Genomic DNA, 20,505 nt, shown 5'->3' with positions numbered 1-20,505 from the left:
GTTCTTATGGCAAAAACCATCTATATCGCAGGACTAGGTTTGATTGGTGCTTCCATGGCACTCGGAATCAGGCGGGATCATCCTGATTATGAAATTTTAGGATACAATCGTAGTCAAGCGTCTAGAGATATTGCCTTGGAGCGAGGGATGATTGATCGTGCGACGGATGACTTTGCCAGTTTTGCTCCACTTGCAGACGTCATCATTCTTACCCTGCCAATCAAGCAAACTATTGCTTTTATCAAGGAATTGGCCAACTTGGACTTGAAAGAAGGTGTCATTATTTCCGATGCTGGATCGACCAAGTCAGCTATCGTGGCTACAGCTGAGAAGTGTTTTGCTGATAAGTCTGTTCGCTTTGTTGGAGCTCATCCTATGGCAGGGAGTCATAAGACAGGAGCAGCCTCTGCTGATGTCAATCTTTTTGAAAATGCCTACTATATTTTTACACCGTCAAGTCTGACCACTTCAGATACTCTTGAAGAAATGAAGAACCTGTTGTCTGGTCTCCATGCTCGCTTTATCGAGATTGATGCTGAAGAGCATGACCGAGTGACTTCTCAGATTAGCCATTTTCCGCATATCTTAGCATCAGGCCTAATGGAACAAACTGCAAGTTATGCTGAAGAGCATGAAATGGCGCGACGCTTTGCGGCAGGTGGTTTTCGTGATATGACTCGGATTGCCGAAAGTGAGCCTAGTATGTGGACTTCTATCCTCTTATCCAATCGGGATACCATTATTGAACGCATCGAGGATTTCAAGGGCCGTTTGGACGAGATTGGACAAGCTATCAGTAAGGGTGATGAAAACCAAATCTGGAACTTTTTCAATCAAGCGCGTGAGCAACGTCAGGCTATGGAAATCCATAAACGTGGTGGTGTAGATAGTTCTTATGACCTTTATGTTGATGTTCCCGATGAGGAAGATGTGATTTTACGCATCTTGGAATTGCTACGTGGAACTTCTTTGGTCAATATCCATATCAATGAGGAAAACCGTGAGGATGTTCACGGGATTCTGCAAATTTCCTTTAAGAATGCTCAGGATTTAAAACGTGCTGAGCAAGTCATTACAGAAAATACTGACTACACAGTCGTTATTAAATAAGGAGGACAATTATGTCAAATATTTATGATAGTGCAAATGCACTAAGTCGTGGACTACGCGAATTGCCTGAATACAAGGCAGTTAAAGAAGCTAGAGATGCCATCCAAGCGGATGCAGAAGCAAGCAAAATTTTTGCAGATTATATTGCTTTTCAACATGAAATCCAAATCATGGCACAGACTGGTCAAATTCCAGATGTTTCTTTCCAAGAAAAAATGGAAAGTTTTGGCAAGCAGATTCAAGGTAACTCTCTCTTGTCAGAATTCTTTGCCAAACAGCAACAACTTTCGATTTACCTTTCTGATATTGAAAAAATTGTCTTTGAACCAATATCAGAACTTTTAAAATAAGAATTTACCTCATAAAGTCAGGAATTTTTAAGAAATTTCTGACTTTTTATGATAAAATAAGAAAAAGTATTGTCAGTATGAGGGCCTGTATGAAATTAAAAACAAACGTTAACCATTTGAATGGTAGTATTCGCGTACCTGGGGATAAGTCCATCAGTCATCGCTCGATCATTTTTGGGAGCTTGGCTGAAGGTGAGACAATGGTTTATGATATTTTACGTGGTGAAGATGTCTTGTCAACCATGCAGGTATTTCGTGACCTCGGCGTAGAGATTGAGGACGAGGATGGTGTCGTTACTATTCAAGGTGTTGGCATGGGTGGATTGAAAGCCCCTCAGAATGCCCTGGATATGGGGAATTCTGGGACATCTATTCGTTTAATTTCAGGTGTCCTTGCTGGTGCAGACTTTGAAGTAGAGATGTTTGGAGATGATAGTCTTTCTAAACGCCCAATGGATCGTGTAACTCTTCCCTTGAAAAAAATGGGAGTTAGCATTTCAGGTCAGACAGAGCGAGACTTGCCACCGTTGTACTTGAAAGGAACGAAAAACTTAAGACCTATTCGATACGAATTGCCAATCGCTTCTGCACAAGTCAAGTCAGCCTTGATTTTTGCAGCTTTGCAGGCTCAAGGACAGTCAGTCATTATCGAGAAGGAGTGCACTCGTAATCACACAGAAGATATGCTACGTCAATTTGGTGGGGAGTTAAGTGTCGATGGTAAGAAAATCACTGTTCAAGGGCCACAGAAACTTAGTGGACAAACGGTTGTCGTGCCAGGAGATATTTCTAGTGCAGCCTTTTGGTTGGTAGCAGGTTTGATTGTGCCAAATTCTCGAGTGGTACTTAAGAATGTCGGTATTAATGAAACACGTATAGGTATTATCGATGTTATCCGAGCTATGGGCGGGAAATTAGAGATTACTGATATGGATCCAATTGCCAAATCTGCAACCTTGACTGTCGAGACTTCAGAACTAAACGGGACAGAAATTGGTGGAGCCTTGATTCCACGTTTAATTGATGAATTGCCGATTATCGCGCTTCTTGCTACCCAAGCTCAAGGTCAAACAGTTATCAAAGATGCAGAAGAACTCAAGGTTAAAGAAACGGATCGCATTCAAGTTGTCGCAGATGCTTTAAACAGCATGGGAGCAACTATTACTCCGACAGCAGACGGAATGATTATCAAAGGGAAATCTGCCCTCCATGGGGCCAGAGTCAACACCTTTGGAGACCATCGTATCGGTATGATGACAGCCATTGCAGCTCTCTTGGTTGCAGATGGAGAAGTTGAATTGGATCGAGCCGAAGCTATTAATACTAGCTACCCAAGCTTCTTTGATGATTTGGAGACTTTGATTCATGGCTAAGGTTTTACTAGGTTTTATGGGTTCAGGAAAAACGACTATTGCTAGAAAGCTAGATCCTGACTTCGTAGATATGGATGCCTTGCTGGAAGACCGACTGGGGATGCCGATTGCTCGTTTCTTTGAAGAAAAAGGAGAAGCAGCCTTCCGTCAGCTGGAAGAAGAGGTCCTATCTGATTTGCTAAAGACAGATAAAGTTATTTCCACAGGAGGAGGAATAGTCATTTCTCCACGTAATCGTGCCTTGCTCAAGCAAAATCCAGACAACATTTACCTTAAAGCAGATTTTGAGACACTTTACCAGCGAATTTCAGCTGATAAGGACAATCAACGTCCACTATTTTTAAAGAATAGCAAGGAAGGTTTAGCTGTGATTTTTAAAGAAAGACAGGCTTGGTATGAGGAAGTGGCTAGTCAGATTGTAGATGTATCAAGTTTAAACCCAGATGAAATTATAGAGGAACTGAGATGAAAATTGCCTATCTAGGTCCCAAAGGATCTTTTTCGCACCATGTGGTGCAAACGGCTTTTCCTCATGAGGAACTAGAGCCTTTTTCAAATATTACAGACGTTATCAAGGCTTTCGAACAGGGCTTAGTAGACTATTCAGTAGTGCCAGTTGAAAATTCCATTGAAGGTAGTGTTCATGAGACCTTAGACTATCTTTTTCATCAAGCTCGTATTCAGGCTGTGGCGGAGATTGTGCAGCAAATTCATCAACAGTTGATGGCGGTACCAGGGCAAGTTAAAATTGAGAAAATCTTTTCTCATCCGCAGGCCTTGGCGCAGGGGAAGAAATTTATCGATGAACATTTTCCAAATGCTCAACTAGAAGTCACTGCCAGTACAGCCTACGCTGCGCGCTATGTTTCCGAGCATCCAGATCAGCCTTTTGCGGCCATTGCCCCCAAAAGTTCGGCTGGTGAATATGGTTTGGAATTAATTGCTCAAGATATTCAAGAGATGGAAGCCAATTTCACTCGCTTTTGGGTGTTAGGTCCCAAGGCACCGCAAATGCCCTTGAATGCAAATGCTAAGAAAATGAGTCTAGCATTGACCTTGCCAGACAATCTTCCAGGCGCTTTATATAAGGCACTTTCTACCTTTGCTTGGCGCGGGATTGACCTAACTAAGATTGAGAGTCGCCCCCTAAAAACAGCACTAGGTGAGTACTTTTTTATCATTGATGTGGACTATGCTGATAAAGAATTGGTCCATTTTGCTCAAAAAGAATTAGAAACGATTGGGATCCACTATAAAGTACTAGGAGCTTACCCTATCTATACCATACAGGATAAAGGGAAGGAGAAGGAATGACTAGAGAAAATCCTCTAACACACCATGAGAAACTACGTTACGACTATCTATTAAAAAACATCCACTATCTAAATGATAAAGAAAAGAGAGAGTTTGCTTTTTTACAAGCTAAGCTGGATGGTCAACAAGAAGCTCGTTCAGTTGTCGTAGAAGAAGCAGAAAGCCAAGACTATACAGAACCTAACACAGGGCTTCCGAGTTATACTAATCGAAGTCGAGCTACTCGACGTAGTAGTCTACCGCAACCAAAAGCTAAGATTCCTAAGCAGAATAAACCAAAGAAAAAAAGAGTCTTTCGCTTTAAACGCATACTTGCTTGGTTAGGAATGCTGTTGCTTTGTGCTGCAGTGGGAATGATTTTCATGTTCTTGAAAGGTTTCCAGTCAGCCAATCCGAATGGCTCAAGCGGGTCGAAAGATGCCAAGGCTGCCCAAGTTGAAGTTTTCAATGGACAGGATACAAGAGATGGTGTCAATATTCTTATCTTAGGAACAGATGGCCGTATTGGACAGAATAGTTCAGAAACACGGACGGATTCTATAATGGTTCTAAATGTAAGTGGTAAGGATAAAAAGCTTAAGCTTGTAAGTTTTATGCGTGATAACCTAGTATACATTGATGGCTACAGTCAGGTTGTTGATGGTCAAAAACAAGCTGACCATAAGTTGAACTTGGCCTACGAATTGGGGGAACAAGAAGGAAAACAAGGGGCTGAAATGGTACGTAAGGTTCTCAAAGATAACTTTGACCTAGATATCAAATACTATGCTCTTGTAGATTTTCAAGCCTTTGCGACTGCCATTGACACCCTTTTCCCTAATGGTGTGACTATTGATGCTCAATTTTCAACTCTAAATGGCGTTCCAGTTACAGAAGCGACAGTTGGTGATGACTTGCATGCGACAGAAACCGAATCACCTACACAAACTATTAAAGTTGGAACGCAACAAATGAATGGTTCTACTCTTCTCAACTATGCACGTTTCCGTGATGATGATGAAGGGGACTATGGCCGTACTCGTAGACAGCAACAAGTCATGACTGCTGTTTTACAGCAAATTAAAGATCCTACAAAACTTTTCACAGGTTCAGAAGCACTTGGTAAAGTATTCGCTATGACATCTACAAACCTTCCTTATACCTTCTTATTGACCAACGGTTTATCCGTCCTTGAAGGAGGTCAGAACGGTATTGAAAGACTAACAGTGCCGGAACTTGGAGACTGGGTAGATGACTATGATGTCTATGGAGGCCAAGCCCTTCGAGTGGATCAAAAAGCTTACCAGAATAAGCTAGCCCAAATGGGATTCAGATAAAAAAATTAATTAAAGTCAAAGCTTGAAACATCTAACTAAATGGGTGTCTCAGGCTTTGATTTTTCTTAGTATCTGATGGATTTTTTGGGCTTCTTTATGGTATAATAAAACGATATAACTCGTTATTGGACAGAAGAGGAGAGACATGAGTGATTTGAAAGCGATTCAAGCTCGTAGTTTAGAGATGGCTGAATATTTTGTCGCCTTTTGTAAAGAACATGGCTTGCTCTGTTATTTGTGTGGCGGAGGAGCAATTGGAGCTTTACGAAATAAAGGTTTCATCCCTTGGGATGATGATTTGGACTTCTTTATGCCACGAAAGGACTATGAAAAACTAGCAGAGTTATGGCCTCAATATGCGGATGAACGTTACTTTCTATCAAAGAGTTCTAAAGACTATGTAGACCGTAACCTCTTTATTACCATTCGTGATAAGGAGACGACTTGTATCAAGCCTTATCAACAAGATTTAGATCTTCCCCACGGCTTAGCTTTGGATGTTCTTCCCTTGGACTACTACCCTAAAAATCCAGCAGAGCGCAAGAAACAGGTCCGCTGGGCTTTGATTTATTCTCTATTTTGTGCACAAACAATTCCAGAAAAACATGGAGCTCTCATGAAGTGGGGTAGTACCATTTTACTAGGGTTGACTCCTAAATCGCTTCGCTATCGTATCTGGAAAAAGGCTGAGAAAGAAATGACCAAGTATGGACCAGCCGAAAGTGATGGCATTACAGAATTATGTTCAGGGCCAGGATACATGAAGAAAAAGTATCCAATTCAGGCCTTTGAAGACAACATCTTCCTACCATTCGAAGGAACAGAAATGCCTATTCCGGTTGGTTATGACGCTTATCTTAGCACAGCTTTTGGTGACTATATGACACCACCGCCTGCAGACAAGCAAGTACCTCACCACGATGCCATAATAGCAGATATGGATAAGAGCTATACAGAATATAAGGGAGAATACAATGCAAGAAAAAATTAGTATCATTGTTCCTGTATACAACGTAGAAAATTATCTTGAACGATGTGTTGAGTCGATTTTAAAGCAGACTTATACCAATTTTGAATTGCTACTTATCAATGATGGTTCGACAGACCAGAGTGGTGACTTGTGTGATCAGCTGGTTTCTAAAAATGAAAATATCAAGGTTTTTCATCTTGAGAACGCTGGAGTTTCCAATGCCAGAAATGTAGGTATCCAAAACTCAACTGGAGAATGGATTACTTTTATTGATAGTGATGATTTTATTACGCCAGATTATTTGGAAACTTTGATAAGCGCAGTAAAATCAGATATTTCTGTTGGTTTCTCAGTTGCTCGTTTGCATCATGTAAAAAATGGACAAGTGACAGATTTGCCTGAGTTTTCAGGTCAAGAGTCAATATGGTCTGCTGAGCAAACCATGAAAGAACTATTGATGACTACTCGAACTTCTTTTTTCCCTGTTGCAAAATTATTTAAAAAGGAATTAATTGAAGATTTTAAATTTAGTACAGATTATCATTTAGCAGAAGATGCTCTATTCTTAACAGAAGTTTTACTTGAAACAAAATGTAAGAGTGTATTTATAGACAAACCAATATACTATTACGATCATAGAGAAGGGAGCGCAACTACATCTGTTAATAGTCATGTTTTTGACACTATAGAAGTATATAAAATCATTATTCCTAAAGTTTACCAATGTTTCCCTCAATTAAAACCTGAATTAGTAAATAGAGAATCTTGGTCTTATATTACAGTCTACGATAAAATAATCTTCACAGATTCGACTGAATATCAAGATGAGAAAACTCAATTGAGAAAGTGGATAGTTAGTCATACCTCGCAAATATTGAGTGATCCTTATTTTACTAGTTTTCGGAAAATAGCCATTTTGTCACTGGGAATTTCTCCATGGATTTATAGACAAATTGTAGGCTTGAATAAATAATGTCATTAAAGGAGTTGAAGATGAATTTTTCAAAAATGAATGAATGCTTTGAAAAATCAAAACTGTGGATTTCATATCTTTTTGTTTTCATTTCGATTTTAAGTATGAGTTCACTAATTTATAAAATAACAAATCCGATTTATAAGGGACTTTCAGCAGTTGTTGTTCTGTCAATTTGTTTAACTTTATTTTTTAATTGGAAACGAATAGAGATAGATAAGAAGTTTCTTACCCTATTTGGTCTTTTAGTGGGCAGTCACTTTTTATCAGCGCTCATTAATAGATCTGGACACCTGCTCGGAAATATGGTTGAAATTTTCTTTATGCTGGCTTATGTTTTATTATTTACCATGGTAAAACCTGATCAGCTAAGGAAGTTATTAGGTATGATTGCAGGAACCATACAGATTGTCTCATTTGCTTCGGCTATATTTGCTTTTGCTTTATTACTTTCAAGAGTTTTAATTCTATTTCAGATTGGAGAGAACTCTTATTATTACGGAGTAATGAATGGCCGATTATGGGGACTTGTTAACCCTAATGCCAGTGCGATTTTCTCATACATTAGTATAGTTTTTGCTATGTATTTAATACATAAGGGAAGCAAATACTCTGTTTATCTTAAAATTAATAATGTCGTTCAGTTAGTTTATTTTGCAACTATGCAGAGTAGAGGCGCTCTCTTATCAGTTCTTCTAATGCTAGTATTCTATTGTATTTTTATCACTAGGGGAAAATTTGCCAAAAAATGGCTAACTTTTCTAGTAGCTAGTATCTTACTAACAGGTAGCAATATTGGTATTAGTTATTTAACTTCAGTATATATTTCAGCAGCCAAGGCAACTGTACTTGACTTAAATAAAGGTAAATCTTATTCTGAAACTGATTCGGATGTTTCTAAGAAAAATGGGGAACTTCACTTGATTGAAACAACTCCAAGTGGACGTACATATATTTGGAAAAATGCAATCAAAATGGGAAGTGCAAAACCTCTATTTGGTTATGGTGTTCGAAACGTATCAGATTATTACACAAAATATTTTAGTAAATTTGAAATTGAAAACTCACTTATTGGAGGTAATTTCCACAATATCTTTGTTACGATTTTTGTGAGTTCCGGATTCTTGGGTCTTATTTCTTTCATACTCATCATTGTTTATGTTGGTTTCCGCTTTGTTTCTTACTTAGTTAAATCAAAGAAAAATAGTGAAAAACTGATTATGATTCTATTCTTTGGAATTTTATTTGGTCAGTTGTTTGAGAGCCAAATTATGTATTCGACTAACTTCATCAACATCATTTTTTGGTTAGTTGTAGGATATGGTCTAATGATTTGTGAGAAAGAAAAAAATATTCGTTACAAAGAAGTAACTGATATTTCTGAAATTCAACAAATGGAGTTAGGAATCATGGAGTATATCCATGAAGTGTGTCATAAAATTGGTGTCAAATACTTCTTGTCCTATGGTAGTTTAATTGGGGCTGTTCGTCATAAAGGTTTTATTCCTTGGGACGATGACATGGATATTTGTATGCTTCGTGATGATTATGAAAAGCTGCAAGATTATATGATTGCACATCCAGACGAGCGCTATGAATTAATGTCTTATAAAAATAATGTCAACTATGTCTATCCATTCATGAAAGTTCAAGATAATCATACCTATTTGGTAGAAGAAGATGTTCGAATTGATTCAGACATGGGAATTTATGTTGATATTTTCCCTGTTGACGGGTATGAAGATGATCAGGCATTTAAAGATAAGATGACCAAGATTATTAAAAAGCGTCAATTAAGTTGCTACACTTTCAAAGGAATTACGAATAGTAAAAGTGTAGTGAATTCAATTATCCGCTATATTTCTGTTATTATCTTTTATTTCACTAACACAAATAAGTATGTTGCCCAAATTGATGAGCTTGCTAAATCTAGAAAAGTAGAAGATTATGAACTTGTAGACTATGTTATCTATAAGGATATGAATAAGCCTGTTTGGAAACGTGAATGGTTAGAACAAGTTGAAAGTGGTAGCTTTGAAGGTAAGGAATTTATGATTCCAAAACATTATCATGAAATTCTAACTTCAGATTATGGAGATTACATGCAGTTACCTCCAGTCGAGCAGAGAGTATCTCACCATGATTTTAAGTTGTGGAAGATTATAGGGAAGTAATAGATTTTTGTTTAGATAAAAAAGAAGTAAAGATTAGGAGTGACAAATAATGTCAGAAAGAATCTTAAGCCTTGAAGAAATCAAGCAAATTGAGCTTGGAATTCTAGAATACTTACACCAAGTTTGTGAAAAAAATGATATCAAATATTTTATCGATTTTGGAACTTTATTAGGAGCAGTTCGTCACAAAGGTTTTATTCCTTGGGATGATGATACAGATATTTCTTTAGCTAGAGATGAATTTGAAAAGTTATACGCAGTTCTAAAAAACGATAACCACCCATACTATAAGCTGATTTCTTTTAGAGAAACGAAGGGTTATCCATATAGTTATATGCGTGTTTACGATATTCGAACACGGAGAGATTCGAATCTTTTAGATCCAAGTGTTGTGCTTGGAACTTGCGTAGATGTCTTCCCGTACGATGGTCTTGTTACAGACGAACAAGATCGTAAGAAAATGAAACTATATAAACAACTAATTCGTCTATCGTCTTTGAACTTTAAAGGAATTAAATACGAAAACGGAGGGATTAAAAATCTTCCTCGTTATATCGCTTCAGCAATATTCAGATTTACATCTCCTCAATTCTGGAATCAAAAGCTAGAACAACTTGCCTTAAAATACAGTGTTGAAAATTCTACAGACTTGGTTTGTTCAACTTATGACTCTTACTATCCAGCTGGTATTAAAACAGAATGGTTATACGATACAATTGATATGCCTTATGAAAATCTAATCCTAAAAGTACCAAGAAGATATCATGAGATTCTTGTCTATGAATTTGGGGAAGATTATATGACTCCACCTCCTGCTGACAAACAGATACCAGGAAATGAGAAGAATTATTGGATTGATTAGCGAAAGAGTAGAGAATTAATAGAGAAAGCTGAATGCCTTATGAAAAGTTTTACAAAATCAATATTACTTAGTGCCGTGCTTCTATCTGCAACAATAATTCATGCACAAACAGTAAATGCAGATACTATCTCAGCAGGTGCAGGGAATCGAATCCATTTTATCAATACAAAAGCTAAATCTGGAAGTGATGCTATTCTTTTAGAGAGTAATGGACACTATGCTTTGATTGATATGGGAGAGGATTATGATTTCCCAGACGGAACTGATCCACGATACCCTAATCGCTGGGGAATTTCCATGAAAAATTATCAAGTGTTGGAAGATCGTTTAATTCGCCATCTTGATCAGTTAGGAGTAAAGAAATTAGATTTTATACTGGGGACTCATGTCCATAGTGACCATATAGGAGGAGCAGATGAGATTCTCAATCGCTATCAGGTAGATAAGTTTTATTTAAAAAAATATTCGGACCAACGAATTACAAGTTCTTGGGGATTGTGGGATAACCTTTTCAATTACGATAATGCTCTTCGTGCTGCACAGAATAAGGGTGTTACATTAATTCAAGATATCAAAGATCAGGATAGTCATTTCAAATTTGGTGACATGGATATTCAGCTTTATAATTATAAAAATGAATATGATTCTGACGGGAACTTAAAGAGAGTTCTTGATGATAATTCCAATTCAATTGTAGCAGTAGTAACTGTAGCAGGAAAAAGAATTTATCTTGGTGGTGACTTAGATAACGCTGAGGGAGCAGAAGATAAGCTAGGTCCTGTGATTGGCAAAGTAGATATGATGAAATGGAATCATCATTATGATGCTAAAATTTCTAATACAATCAACTTCATCAATCATCTATCTCCTAGTATGGTTATTCAAACAACTGGAGGGGATATTAATGTTGCTTCAACGAGAGAATATCTCCAAAAGAAAAATATTCAAGTGATTCACGCATCTAGCCAAACTCAGGATGCAACAGTATTTGATATTAGTGATAAAGGTTTTACAAACGTTTCAGGAGATTTCCCAAATATTCCTACTGTTGATGAGAAATGGTATCAAGAAGATGGTCATTGGAAATATCGCTTGAAAGATGGCCAGATGGCTATTGGTTGGCAAGAAATCGGTGGTAGTAGCTATTTCTTTAACGGAAAAGGCCAAATGCAGGCAGATCGCTGGCTTAATGTAAATGATAGTTGGAACCCATATGGTGAAGGAAATTGGTATTATCTTAATAAAGATGGTAGAATGCAAACTGGTGGGTGGTTCTACCATGATAATACTTGGTACTATATCCAATCAAATGGTGCAAGACGATTTAATGAATTAGCCGAAATCGGTGGAAAAAAATATCTCTTTGATAAAGATGGTAAAATGCTGACTGGCTTACAAGTCTTTAATGGTAAGAAGATGCTCTTTGCAAGTAGTGGTGCCCTTCAAACAGAAGGAAGCGCATCTAGTTGGCAAAAGCTTGGCTCTAGCTGGTATTATTATGATGAAGATGGTATTCGATCAGTTGGTAAAAAGAATATCAACGGCACTGCCTATTACTTTAATCAAAATGGTATCATGCAAACTGGCTGGGCCTTCCTTGATGGTCATTGGAACTATTTTGCTAGTTCCGGAGCTATGAAAACTGGCTGGGTCAAGGATAAAGATACTTGGTACTACTTAGATAAAGAAGGTGTGATGCTAACAGGGCTTCAAGAGATTAATGGTTCTCGCTATTATCTCAATGCAAGTNCTGGCTGGGTCAAGGATAAAGATACTTGGTACTACTTAGATAAAGAAGGTGTGATGCTAACAGGGCTTCAAGAGATTAATGGTTCTCGCTATTATCTCAATGCAAGTGGTGCTATGCAGACCGGTTGGAAATGGCTCGATAACCATTATTATTACTTCACAAGCAGTGGAGCGATGAAGACTGGCTGGTTAAAAGATAAGGACATCTGGTATTATCTAGATAAAGACGGTGTGATGCTAACAGGGCTTCAAGAGATTAATGGTTCTCGCTATTATCTCAATGCAAGTGGTGCTATGTAGACCGGTTGGAAATGGCTCGATAACCATTATTATTACTTCACAAGAAGTGGAGCTATGAAGAGTGGCTGGTTAAAAGAGAAGGACAACTGGTATTATCTAGAGAAAGACGGTGTGATGCTAACAGGCCTTCAAGAAATTAATGGTTCCCGTTATTATCTCAATGCAAGCGGTGCTATGCAGACCGGTTGGACATGGCTTGATAACCATTACTATTACTTGACAAGTAGTGGTGCTATGAAGATAGGTTGGCTCTAAGACAAGGAACAATGGTACTATCTCGACCAAGACGGTGTGATGCTAACAGGCCTTCAAGACATTAATGGTTCCCGTTATTATCTCAATGCAAGCGGTGCTCTGCAGACCGGTTGGAAATGGCTTGATAACCATTACTATTACTTCACAAGTAGTGGTGCTATGAAGATAGGTTGGCTCAAAGACAAGGAACAATGGTACTATCTCGACAAAGACGGTGTGATGCTCACAGGCCTTCAAGAGATTGATGGTTCCCGTTATTACCTGAACAAACGTGGCGCTATGCAGACCGGTTGGAAATGGCTGGATAACCATTACTATTACTTGACAAGTAGTGGTGCTATGAAGAGAGGTTGGCTCAAAGACAAGGACCAATGGTACTATCTCGACAACGACGGTGTGATGCTAACAGGCCTTCAAGAGATTGATGCTTCCCGTTATTACCTGAACTCAAGTGGCGCTATGCAGACCGGTTGGAAATGGCTTGATAACCATTATTATTACTTCACAGGAAGTGGTGCCATGAAGACTGGTTGGTTCAAAGACAAAGGTCTTTGGTACTATCTCGACAAGGAAGGTATCATGCTAACAGGCCTTCAAGAGATAAATGGGGCACGCTATTACCTCAATGCAAGTGGTGCCATGGAAACTGGTTGGAAACAACTGAATGGTAACTGGTACTATTTCCAAACAGATGGTTCTCTCCTAAGAAATGGAACAAGTCCTGACGGGTATAAGCTCAATGCAGATGGAATTTGGACGACTGTTACAACCGAGGTGACAACTCAGGAACAAACTGTGGCAAATAGTCAGGGGCATATTTTCGAAACAACAGAAGTTGAGAGAACTCAACAAACAGAAAGCTCATCTGTTACGTCTGAGGAAAAGAATCAATCTACTGAACCTAAGACACAAACGATCCAAGAAAAGAATTAAGTTTCTAACTGATTTTTAATTAAATTTTTCTACAATAAAAACACCTATAAAGCATAAGCTTTATAGGTGTTTTGTTAACTTCGTTTGATTTTTGCACGAACTAGATCTATTGCATAGTGAAGGGTTTTATCCTTAATGATAAAGAGAGCGAAAGCATAATAGATAGCACATCCGGCAATTGTAGCTACTACCATACTGAGCATAGCCATATTTACTGTGTATGAATCAACTTGGAAGAGAATTTTACAGATATAGTAAATTGGAATAAAGCCTAGTGACACAATTGTGTAGCGAGCTAATGTTCCAAAAATTTCTTTCAAATCTAAGAGTTTATGCTTCTGAATAAAGTAGATTTCAAGTAGAACGACGATTGACTCGGCAATAATCGTTGTTCCGATGTAGTAGGCAGGAGTAAAGATGTTGTTGAAAAGGAGGAGAGAGTTTAGGACTACATTGACACCACCGCCGATAAAGTAAAAGGCTGTTAGTCGGTTTTCGTGGTCATTGATAAAGATGATTTGCTTTCCAAGGATTAATTCGATAGCCCAGATAATAGTTCGAAAGGCAAAGACGCTGGTTACAATTCCTGCTTCTATGTATTTCTCAGAAGAGTAAATAACAGTCGCGTAGGTTCCTAAAACCATGATTCCGATACTAGTCGGAATTATAAGGAAGAAAAAGAGGGCTGCTCCTTGATTAACCAAATACTTATAAGAATTAAAATCTTTTTTTCCTAAATAGTAACCAAGTCGAGGAATGCTGACATTGATAGCTCCACTGAGGACACTAGCAATCAGCATAACAATACTTGAAGCAATAGTGTAGTAGGAGATGTAATTCTCATCCGGTCCTTTGGTAATGAACATACGGTCTAGCAAGGTGTAGAGCATATTGGCATTTGCTAGAAGCAACATGGTCAGAAGAGGCTTAGAAGCTTTGATGAGTTCAATGACTTCAATCTTGACAAAGGAAACTTCTCGTTTAATCCATAGGAAGCTGAGTAGATAGTTGATAATGGTTGTCGCACTCATGATTGTGGCATAAGGAACAATATCATCAGGTGTCTTAACGAAGGCGAAGATAGCAACCAACATTCCAATACGAATCACTAGTGTTTTATAAAGGATAAATGAATAATTCTCATAGGCTTCATTCATCCACTCGATATTCAGAAATTGGAAGAGAGCTTGGATTCCAAGGATATAGTAAAGAATTTTTAGATTGACAATACTAGTATCAAAATAAATAAAGAGGAAATAAATAGCGGTTGTTACAACGGAAGTAATGAGCGAAATATAGAACAACTTAGAAAAGACATAATTAATCTTATTTTTGTCATCCTTTACTTTACTAATTGCTCGAATCCCATAATTGTATATCCCAAAGGCAGCTAGTGGAATGACGAAGCTCGCCCAGGTGTTAGCTGTGTTAAAGTAGCCGTAATTTGATTTACTAAGAATCCGTGTTAGATAGGGATTGGTAATCAGGGGAAAAACGATGTTTAAAATATTGACCAGCAAGCTAGCCAGAGCATTAACTTTTATATTTTTCATGAAACTTTCTTTCTTACATTCTAAAATAGATACTAGTATTATATCACATTCCAACGCCATTCTTTTGATAAAATCATTTAAATCTTGTATAATAGATAGAACTGAAAGTATGAGGTTACGAACTATGAAAATGAAACAAATCAGTGATACCACACTAAAAATCACTATGTCTTTAGAAGATTTGATGGATCGTGGAATGGAAATCGCAGACTTTCTCGTTCCACAAGAAAAAACAGAAGAGTTCTTCTACGCCATTCTGGATGAGTTAGAGATGCCAGACAGTTTCTTGGATACAGGTATGCTTAGCTTCCGAGTGACACCGAAGCCTGATAAGGTCGACGTCTTTGTAACCAAGTCTAAGATTGACCAAAATTTGAATTTTGAGGACTTGGCAGACCTTCCAGATATGGATGAACTAGCAAAAATGTCTCCAGATGAGTTCTTGAAAACATTAGAAAAAACCATGGCAGAGAAAACTAAAGAAGATATTGAAGCTATCCAATCTCTAGAGCAGGTTGAAAAAGAAGAGGAAGCAGCGATTGATGAAATTTCTGAGGTAGATGAAGGGAAAAGAGAACCTTATATCTACTACATCCTACGCTTTGACGACTTAACTAGTTTAGTTTCTTTTGCGAAAACAGTTGATTACCAAATGGAGACTTCAGAACTTTACAAAATGAACGACCAATACTATCTAACAGTCTTGGTTGATGTAGAGGATCATCCAAGTCTTTATCCAGCGTGGTTATTGGCTCGCATGCGTGAATTTGCGGATGATAGTGATATCAGCCGTTCAGTTCTCCAAGAATACGGTCAAATCATCATCAATCACGATGCCGTCCAAGGACTCCAGAAAGTATAAATAGAATTATAAATGAGACAGAGATGGACATTCTCTGTCTTTTTTAGTTAAAAAATAGATGAGTCAACAGAACGTGCGCTATGTCCCTAGCTTGCTAAAATGATGAAAAAACGATATCATAGAAAGGAGTAAGTGAGGTAAAGTATGGACCAAGGACAATTACAAAAAGAGGTAAAGGAAATCCTAGAAGATGTATTAGCAAAAGCTTCTCTCCATGAGGGAGCTCTCTTTGTTTTGGGTTTATCTTCCAGTGAGGTGATAGGAGGACACATCGGGAAAGCCTCTAGTCAAGAAATTGGAGAATTAATTGTTCAAAAAATCTTAGAAATTTTGTCATCAAGAGGTATCCATCTAGCAGTTCAGGGATGTGAACATGTCAATCGGGCCTTGGTAGTAGAACGAGAGGTTGCAATCAAATACAATCTCGAAATTGTGAGTGTTCTTCCGACACTGAACGCTGGAGGATCAGGGCAATTGGCGGCCTTTCTCTATATGAAAGACCCAGTTGAGGTCGAATTTATCAAGGCAGATGCAGGACTCGATATTGGAGATACGGCTATAGGGATGCATATCAAGCATGTTCAAGTACCGATACGTCCAGTTTTGAAATCAATCGGCCAAGCCCACGTAACTGCCCTAGCTAGTCGTCCAAAACTAATCGGAGGGGCGCGTGCACAATATCCTCAAGATTTTATAAGAAAAATATAGATAAAAAGTTGAAAGCTCTCATCTGCTCAGCAGGTGGGAGTTTTCTTGTCATCAAGAAGTGCTATTAATTTCCGAGCAGATTCCAAGTATTTTTAGAAAGGTAGGTATATAATAGAGCTATGAAATCGTTATCTATATTCATATATCTAATAAGAAAGGTGATGGAAATGAAAAAATGGCAAGCAACTGTATTGGTCTGTGCTAGTCTGGTCTGTCTATCGGCTTGTAACAATCAGACGACGAGCGAGGCTGATAAACAAAATGAAGACAAACAAGCGCAAGTTAGCTCTCAGGTAGCAAAAAAAGGAGAAGAAGTTCCAGATTTTGAGCTTACGGGAGTTGATGGAAAAACTTATCGTCTATCAGATTACAAAGGCAAAAAGGTCTATCTCAAATTTTGGGCTTCATGGTGCTCTATTTGTCTAGCTAGTCTGCCTGATACAGATGAACTGGCAAAAGAAGCTGGCGATGACTTTGTCGTTTTGACAGTCGTTTCTCCGGGTCAAAAAGGGGAGCAGTCAGAAGAAGCCTTTAAAAAATGGTATCAGGGTTTGGACTATAAAGCTTTACCAGTATTGCTAGACCCTTCGGGACAACTTTTAGCGAGTTACGGAGTTCGTTCTTATCCGACTCAGGCATTTATTGATAAAGAAGGCAAATTGGTGAAGACTCAACCAGGCTTTATGGACAAGGAAACTATTTTAGAGAATTTAAAGACTATGAATTAGAGGCTTATTATGAATGATAAATTGAAAACAATACTCTTAATTGGAGTGTTCATTTGCATCATCATCGGAATTTTATTTCTTTTGGAAAAAAGAAGCGCTAGCTACACCGATACCTCTCAAATTGAGAAAGCAGCTGTTAGCCAAGGTCAAGGTGCTAAGAAAAAAACGGAGCCAGATAAAGATGCTGACTTACATGATATTTATCTAGCGGGAGGCTGTTTCTGGGGAGTTGAAGAGTATTTTTCAAGAGTAACAGGTGTGACAGATGCTGTTTCTGGCTATGCGAATGGTAGAGGAGAAACAACCCAGTATGAATTGATCGGCCAAACAGGACATGCTGAGACTGTTCATGTGACCTACGATGCCAATCAAATTTCTCTAAAAGAAATCTTGCTCCATTATTTCCGCATTATCAATCCAATTAGTAAGAATAAGCAGGGAAATGATGTGGGGACTCAGTACAGAACGGGAGTTTACTATAAGGATGAGCAGGACCTAGAAGTCATCAATCAAGTCTTTGATCAAGTTGCTCAAAAGTATGACCAGCCTATAGCGGTTGAAAAGGAAGCCTTAAGAAATTTTATCGTAGCTGAGGACTATCACCAAGATTATCTCCAGAAAAATCCAAATGGATATTGCCATATCAATGTCAATCAAGCAGCCTATCCTGTCATTGATGCGAGTAAATATCCAAAACCGAGTGACGATGAATTGAAAAAACTCCTGTCTCCAGAGGAGTATGCTGTAACTCAAAACGGTCAAACAGAACGCGCCTTTTCAAATCGTTACTGGGATAAGTTTGAAGCAGGAATTTATGTGGATGTGGCAACTGGAGAACCTCTCTTTTCTTCAAAAGATAAATTTGAATCGGGCTGTGGTTGGCCAAGCTTTACCCAGCCTATCAGTCCAGATGTTGCGACCTACAAGGAAGACAAGTCTTATAATATGGTCAGAACAGAAGTCAGAAGCCGAACTGGTGATTCCCACTTAGGACATGTCTTTACAGACGGACCTCAGGACAAGGGAGGGCTTCGCTATTGTATTAACAGCCTGTCTATCCGTTTTATTCCAAAGGATCAAATGGAAGAAAAGGGTTATGGTTATTTGTTAGATTATGTTGAGTGAGTTTTCTCAACCATATTAGTTAAAAAGCCAGATCTCCTGCTTGGGGTCTGGCTTTTATGGTATACTTAGGATATGCATAGAAAAACAGTGATTGATTTTAGGTCTTTGGGCGAGAGATACACCTTTACCCAGCCAATTAAAGAGTTAAAAACCAGAGATTTAGCAGAAGTAGCAGACTTGCTAGCTCAAGTAGAAAGCTACCAAGAGCAGGGCTATTATATAGTTGGTTATGTTAGTTATGAGGCCGCACCTGCTTTTGAGGAAAAATTAGCAGTTCACAAGGCTCCCTTACTGGGGGAGTATTTGCTTTACTTCACTGTTCATAACAGTGTTGAAACCTCTAACATTCCTCTGACTTATGAGGAGGTGGATTTGCCATCAAACTGGCAGGAAGTAACATCTGCTGAGGACTATAAAAAGGCTATTGCCCAAATTCACCATCATTTACGACAAGGCGATACTTATCAGGTCAATTATACTGTCCAACTCAAGCAGAATTTAAGTGCTAATCCTTTTGCTATCTACAATCGTATGGTGGTGGAGCAGGAAGCGGGCTATAATGCCTACGTGGAGCATGATGATATGGCAGTGATTTCCATGAGTCCAGAACTCTTTTTTGAACAAAATGATCGTGAATTGACGACTCGTCCTATGAAGGGCACAACTAAACGTGGTTTGAATAACGATGACGACTTGAAAGAGGCGGCTTGGTTGGAACAGGATCCCAAAAATCGTTCAGAAAACATGATGATAGTGGACCTCTTGCGAAATGACATGAATCGTATTTCTGAGGTTGGTAGTGAGCATGTGGAGCGTTTATGCCAAGTTGAGCAGTATTCTACAGTTTGGCAGATGACTTCAACTATCAAGAGTCAGTTACGACCAGATGTTGATCTAGTTGAAATCTTTCGTTCGCTCTTTCCATGTGGCTCCATCACAGGGGCTCCCAAGATAGCGACCATGGAAATTATCAAGAACTTGGAACCACAAGCTAGAGGAGTTTACTGTGGGACTGTTGGTCTCTTACTGCCCAATGGACGACGGATTTTCAATGTGGCTATTCGAACTATTCAACTGCATGGAGGGCAAGCCATCTATGGTGTCGGAGGTGGCATCACTTGGGATAGTACTTGGGAGTCAGAATACCGTGAAGTCCAGCAAAAAGCAGCGGTTCTTTACCGAAAACAACCTCGTTTTCAGCTGATTACGACAGGGAAAATCAGCCAGAAAAAATTGCTCTTTGAAAAGCAACATCTAGAAAGATTGAAAAAGGCTAGTCGTTATTTTGCATTTCCATTTGACCAAGAAGTTTTAAGACAAAAGTTAGAGAAGGAGTGCCAGGCTTTTGACCTTCATCAAGACTACCGTTTGCGAATCAGTCTCAGCAAGTCTGGAGAGATTGAAATTGAACGACAAGTATTGACACCACTTAGCTCTAGTTTTTGTCAGGCCAAGCTTTGTCTACAAGAAGCTGATTTGGAGCAGGCCTTTACCTACTTTAAGACAACACACCGACCGCATTTGACAGTGGGAGAGCAGGAAATCATCTATCACACTGCTGATGGAAAATTGCTTGAAACCTCTATTGGGAATCTGGTCTTAAAAATGAATAGCAAGCTCTATACCCCACCTAGTAGTCTTGGCATTTTACCAGGGATTTATCGCCAGCATTTACTTGAAAGCGGGCAGGTAGAAGAGAAGGTCTTAACTTTATCAGATTTGAAACAAGCAGAAGTTATTTATGCCTGCAATGCGGTTAGGGGCTTGTATGAGTTAAAAATATAATGGCTATTAAATATTATTTGTGAACATTAAATATTGAAATTGAAATAAAGTTAAGCATTTGATAT

General features: G+C 38.6%; 17 protein-coding genes and 1 pseudogene. 17 read left to right on the top strand and 1 reads right to left on the bottom strand.

Annotated features, from left to right (window positions below):
* The first annotated feature begins 6 nt into the window (after positions 1-6).
* From AB2B47_RS06320 to AB2B47_RS08635, 12 genes and pseudogenes are all read left to right on the top strand, one after another.
* A complete protein-coding gene (locus tag AB2B47_RS06320) occupies positions 7-1,110 on the top strand; it encodes a prephenate dehydrogenase (RefSeq protein WP_006151543.1) in 1,104 nt (367 codons plus the stop codon).
* Between the two features lie 11 nt (positions 1,111-1,121).
* The gene (locus AB2B47_RS06315; RefSeq protein WP_195183758.1) at positions 1,122-1,460 is read left to right on the top strand and encodes a YlbF/YmcA family competence regulator; all 339 of its coding nucleotides are present in this window, start codon (positions 1,122-1,124) and stop codon (positions 1,458-1,460) included.
* Positions 1,461-1,549: 89 nt separating this feature from the next.
* Positions 1,550-2,833, top strand: coding sequence for a 3-phosphoshikimate 1-carboxyvinyltransferase (gene aroA / locus AB2B47_RS06310; RefSeq protein ID WP_006151403.1), 1,284 nt, complete (start codon positions 1,550-1,552; stop codon positions 2,831-2,833).
* Positions 2,826-3,302 carry a shikimate kinase gene (locus tag AB2B47_RS06305; protein ID WP_006152033.1) on the top strand — a complete coding sequence of 159 codons (477 nt, stop codon included), beginning with the start codon at positions 2,826-2,828 and terminating at the stop codon, positions 3,300-3,302. Before aroA ends, AB2B47_RS06305 begins: the two co-directional genes overlap by 8 nt.
* On the top strand, positions 3,299-4,147 hold the full coding sequence (gene pheA / locus AB2B47_RS06300; protein WP_006151607.1) for a prephenate dehydratase: 849 nt from the start codon (positions 3,299-3,301) through the stop codon (positions 4,145-4,147). The genes AB2B47_RS06305 and pheA overlap by 4 nt, the downstream gene beginning before the upstream one ends.
* On the top strand, positions 4,144-5,463 hold the full coding sequence (locus tag AB2B47_RS06295) for an LCP family protein (RefSeq protein WP_006151801.1): 1,320 nt from the start codon (positions 4,144-4,146) through the stop codon (positions 5,461-5,463). The genes pheA and AB2B47_RS06295 overlap by 4 nt, the downstream gene beginning before the upstream one ends.
* A gap of 145 nt (positions 5,464-5,608) precedes the next feature.
* Positions 5,609-6,454, top strand: a complete 846-nt coding sequence (locus AB2B47_RS06290) for a LicD family protein (RefSeq protein WP_320693882.1) — start codon at positions 5,609-5,611, stop codon at positions 6,452-6,454.
* Positions 6,438-7,406, top strand: coding sequence for a glycosyltransferase family 2 protein (locus AB2B47_RS06285; RefSeq protein WP_036757202.1), 969 nt, complete (start codon positions 6,438-6,440; stop codon positions 7,404-7,406). Before AB2B47_RS06290 ends, AB2B47_RS06285 begins: the two co-directional genes overlap by 17 nt.
* A gap of 20 nt (positions 7,407-7,426) precedes the next feature.
* Entirely contained in the window at positions 7,427-9,580 is a 2,154-nt protein-coding gene (locus tag AB2B47_RS06280; protein WP_320693881.1) for a LicD family protein, read from the top strand.
* Between the two features lie 49 nt (positions 9,581-9,629).
* A complete protein-coding gene (locus AB2B47_RS06275) occupies positions 9,630-10,442 on the top strand; it encodes a LicD family protein (RefSeq protein ID WP_036757208.1) in 813 nt (270 codons plus the stop codon).
* A gap of 39 nt (positions 10,443-10,481) precedes the next feature.
* Complete coding sequence (locus AB2B47_RS08650) at positions 10,482-12,491, top strand: MBL fold metallo-hydrolase (protein ID WP_414170699.1); 2,010 nt, start codon at positions 10,482-10,484, stop codon at positions 12,489-12,491.
* A gap of 24 nt (positions 12,492-12,515) precedes the next feature.
* Positions 12,516-13,679, top strand: a pseudogene (locus AB2B47_RS08635) (N-acetylmuramoyl-L-alanine amidase family protein); the annotation flags it as partial.
* Between the two features lie 74 nt (positions 13,680-13,753).
* On the opposite strand, the gene AB2B47_RS06265 reads toward AB2B47_RS08635, so the two are convergent.
* Positions 13,754-15,232: an oligosaccharide flippase family protein gene (locus AB2B47_RS06265; protein ID WP_320693880.1), complete on the bottom strand. Its 1,479-nt coding sequence runs from the start codon at positions 15,230-15,232 to the stop codon at positions 13,754-13,756.
* Between the two features lie 124 nt (positions 15,233-15,356).
* Between AB2B47_RS06265 and mecA the strand changes: the two genes are divergently transcribed.
* The 5 genes from mecA (at position 15,357) to pabB (ending at position 20,440) form a co-directional block, all read left to right on the top strand.
* A complete protein-coding gene (mecA, locus tag AB2B47_RS06260) occupies positions 15,357-16,094 on the top strand; it encodes an adaptor protein MecA (protein WP_036757233.1) in 738 nt (245 codons plus the stop codon).
* A gap of 144 nt (positions 16,095-16,238) precedes the next feature.
* Entirely contained in the window at positions 16,239-16,802 is a 564-nt protein-coding gene (locus AB2B47_RS06255; RefSeq protein ID WP_006151960.1) for a TIGR01440 family protein, read from the top strand.
* Positions 16,803-16,969: 167 nt separating this feature from the next.
* Positions 16,970-17,530, top strand: a complete 561-nt coding sequence (locus tag AB2B47_RS06250) for a TlpA family protein disulfide reductase (RefSeq protein WP_036757216.1) — start codon at positions 16,970-16,972, stop codon at positions 17,528-17,530.
* A 9-nt stretch (positions 17,531-17,539) separates the two neighbouring features.
* On the top strand, positions 17,540-18,655 hold the full coding sequence (gene msrB, locus AB2B47_RS06245) for a peptide-methionine (R)-S-oxide reductase MsrB (RefSeq protein ID WP_006152142.1): 1,116 nt from the start codon (positions 17,540-17,542) through the stop codon (positions 18,653-18,655).
* 72 nt (positions 18,656-18,727) lie between these two features.
* The gene (gene pabB, locus AB2B47_RS06240; RefSeq protein ID WP_320693879.1) at positions 18,728-20,440 is read left to right on the top strand and encodes an aminodeoxychorismate synthase component I; all 1,713 of its coding nucleotides are present in this window, start codon (positions 18,728-18,730) and stop codon (positions 20,438-20,440) included.
* Positions 20,441-20,505 lie beyond the last annotated feature (65 nt).

Source organism: Streptococcus wuxiensis, from assembly GCF_040888245.1.
Lineage (GTDB): Bacteria > Bacillota > Bacilli > Lactobacillales > Streptococcaceae > Streptococcus > Streptococcus wuxiensis.
The sequence above is the reverse complement of the archived record's forward strand: the minus strand, read 5'-3'. Positions and strand labels throughout refer to the sequence as shown.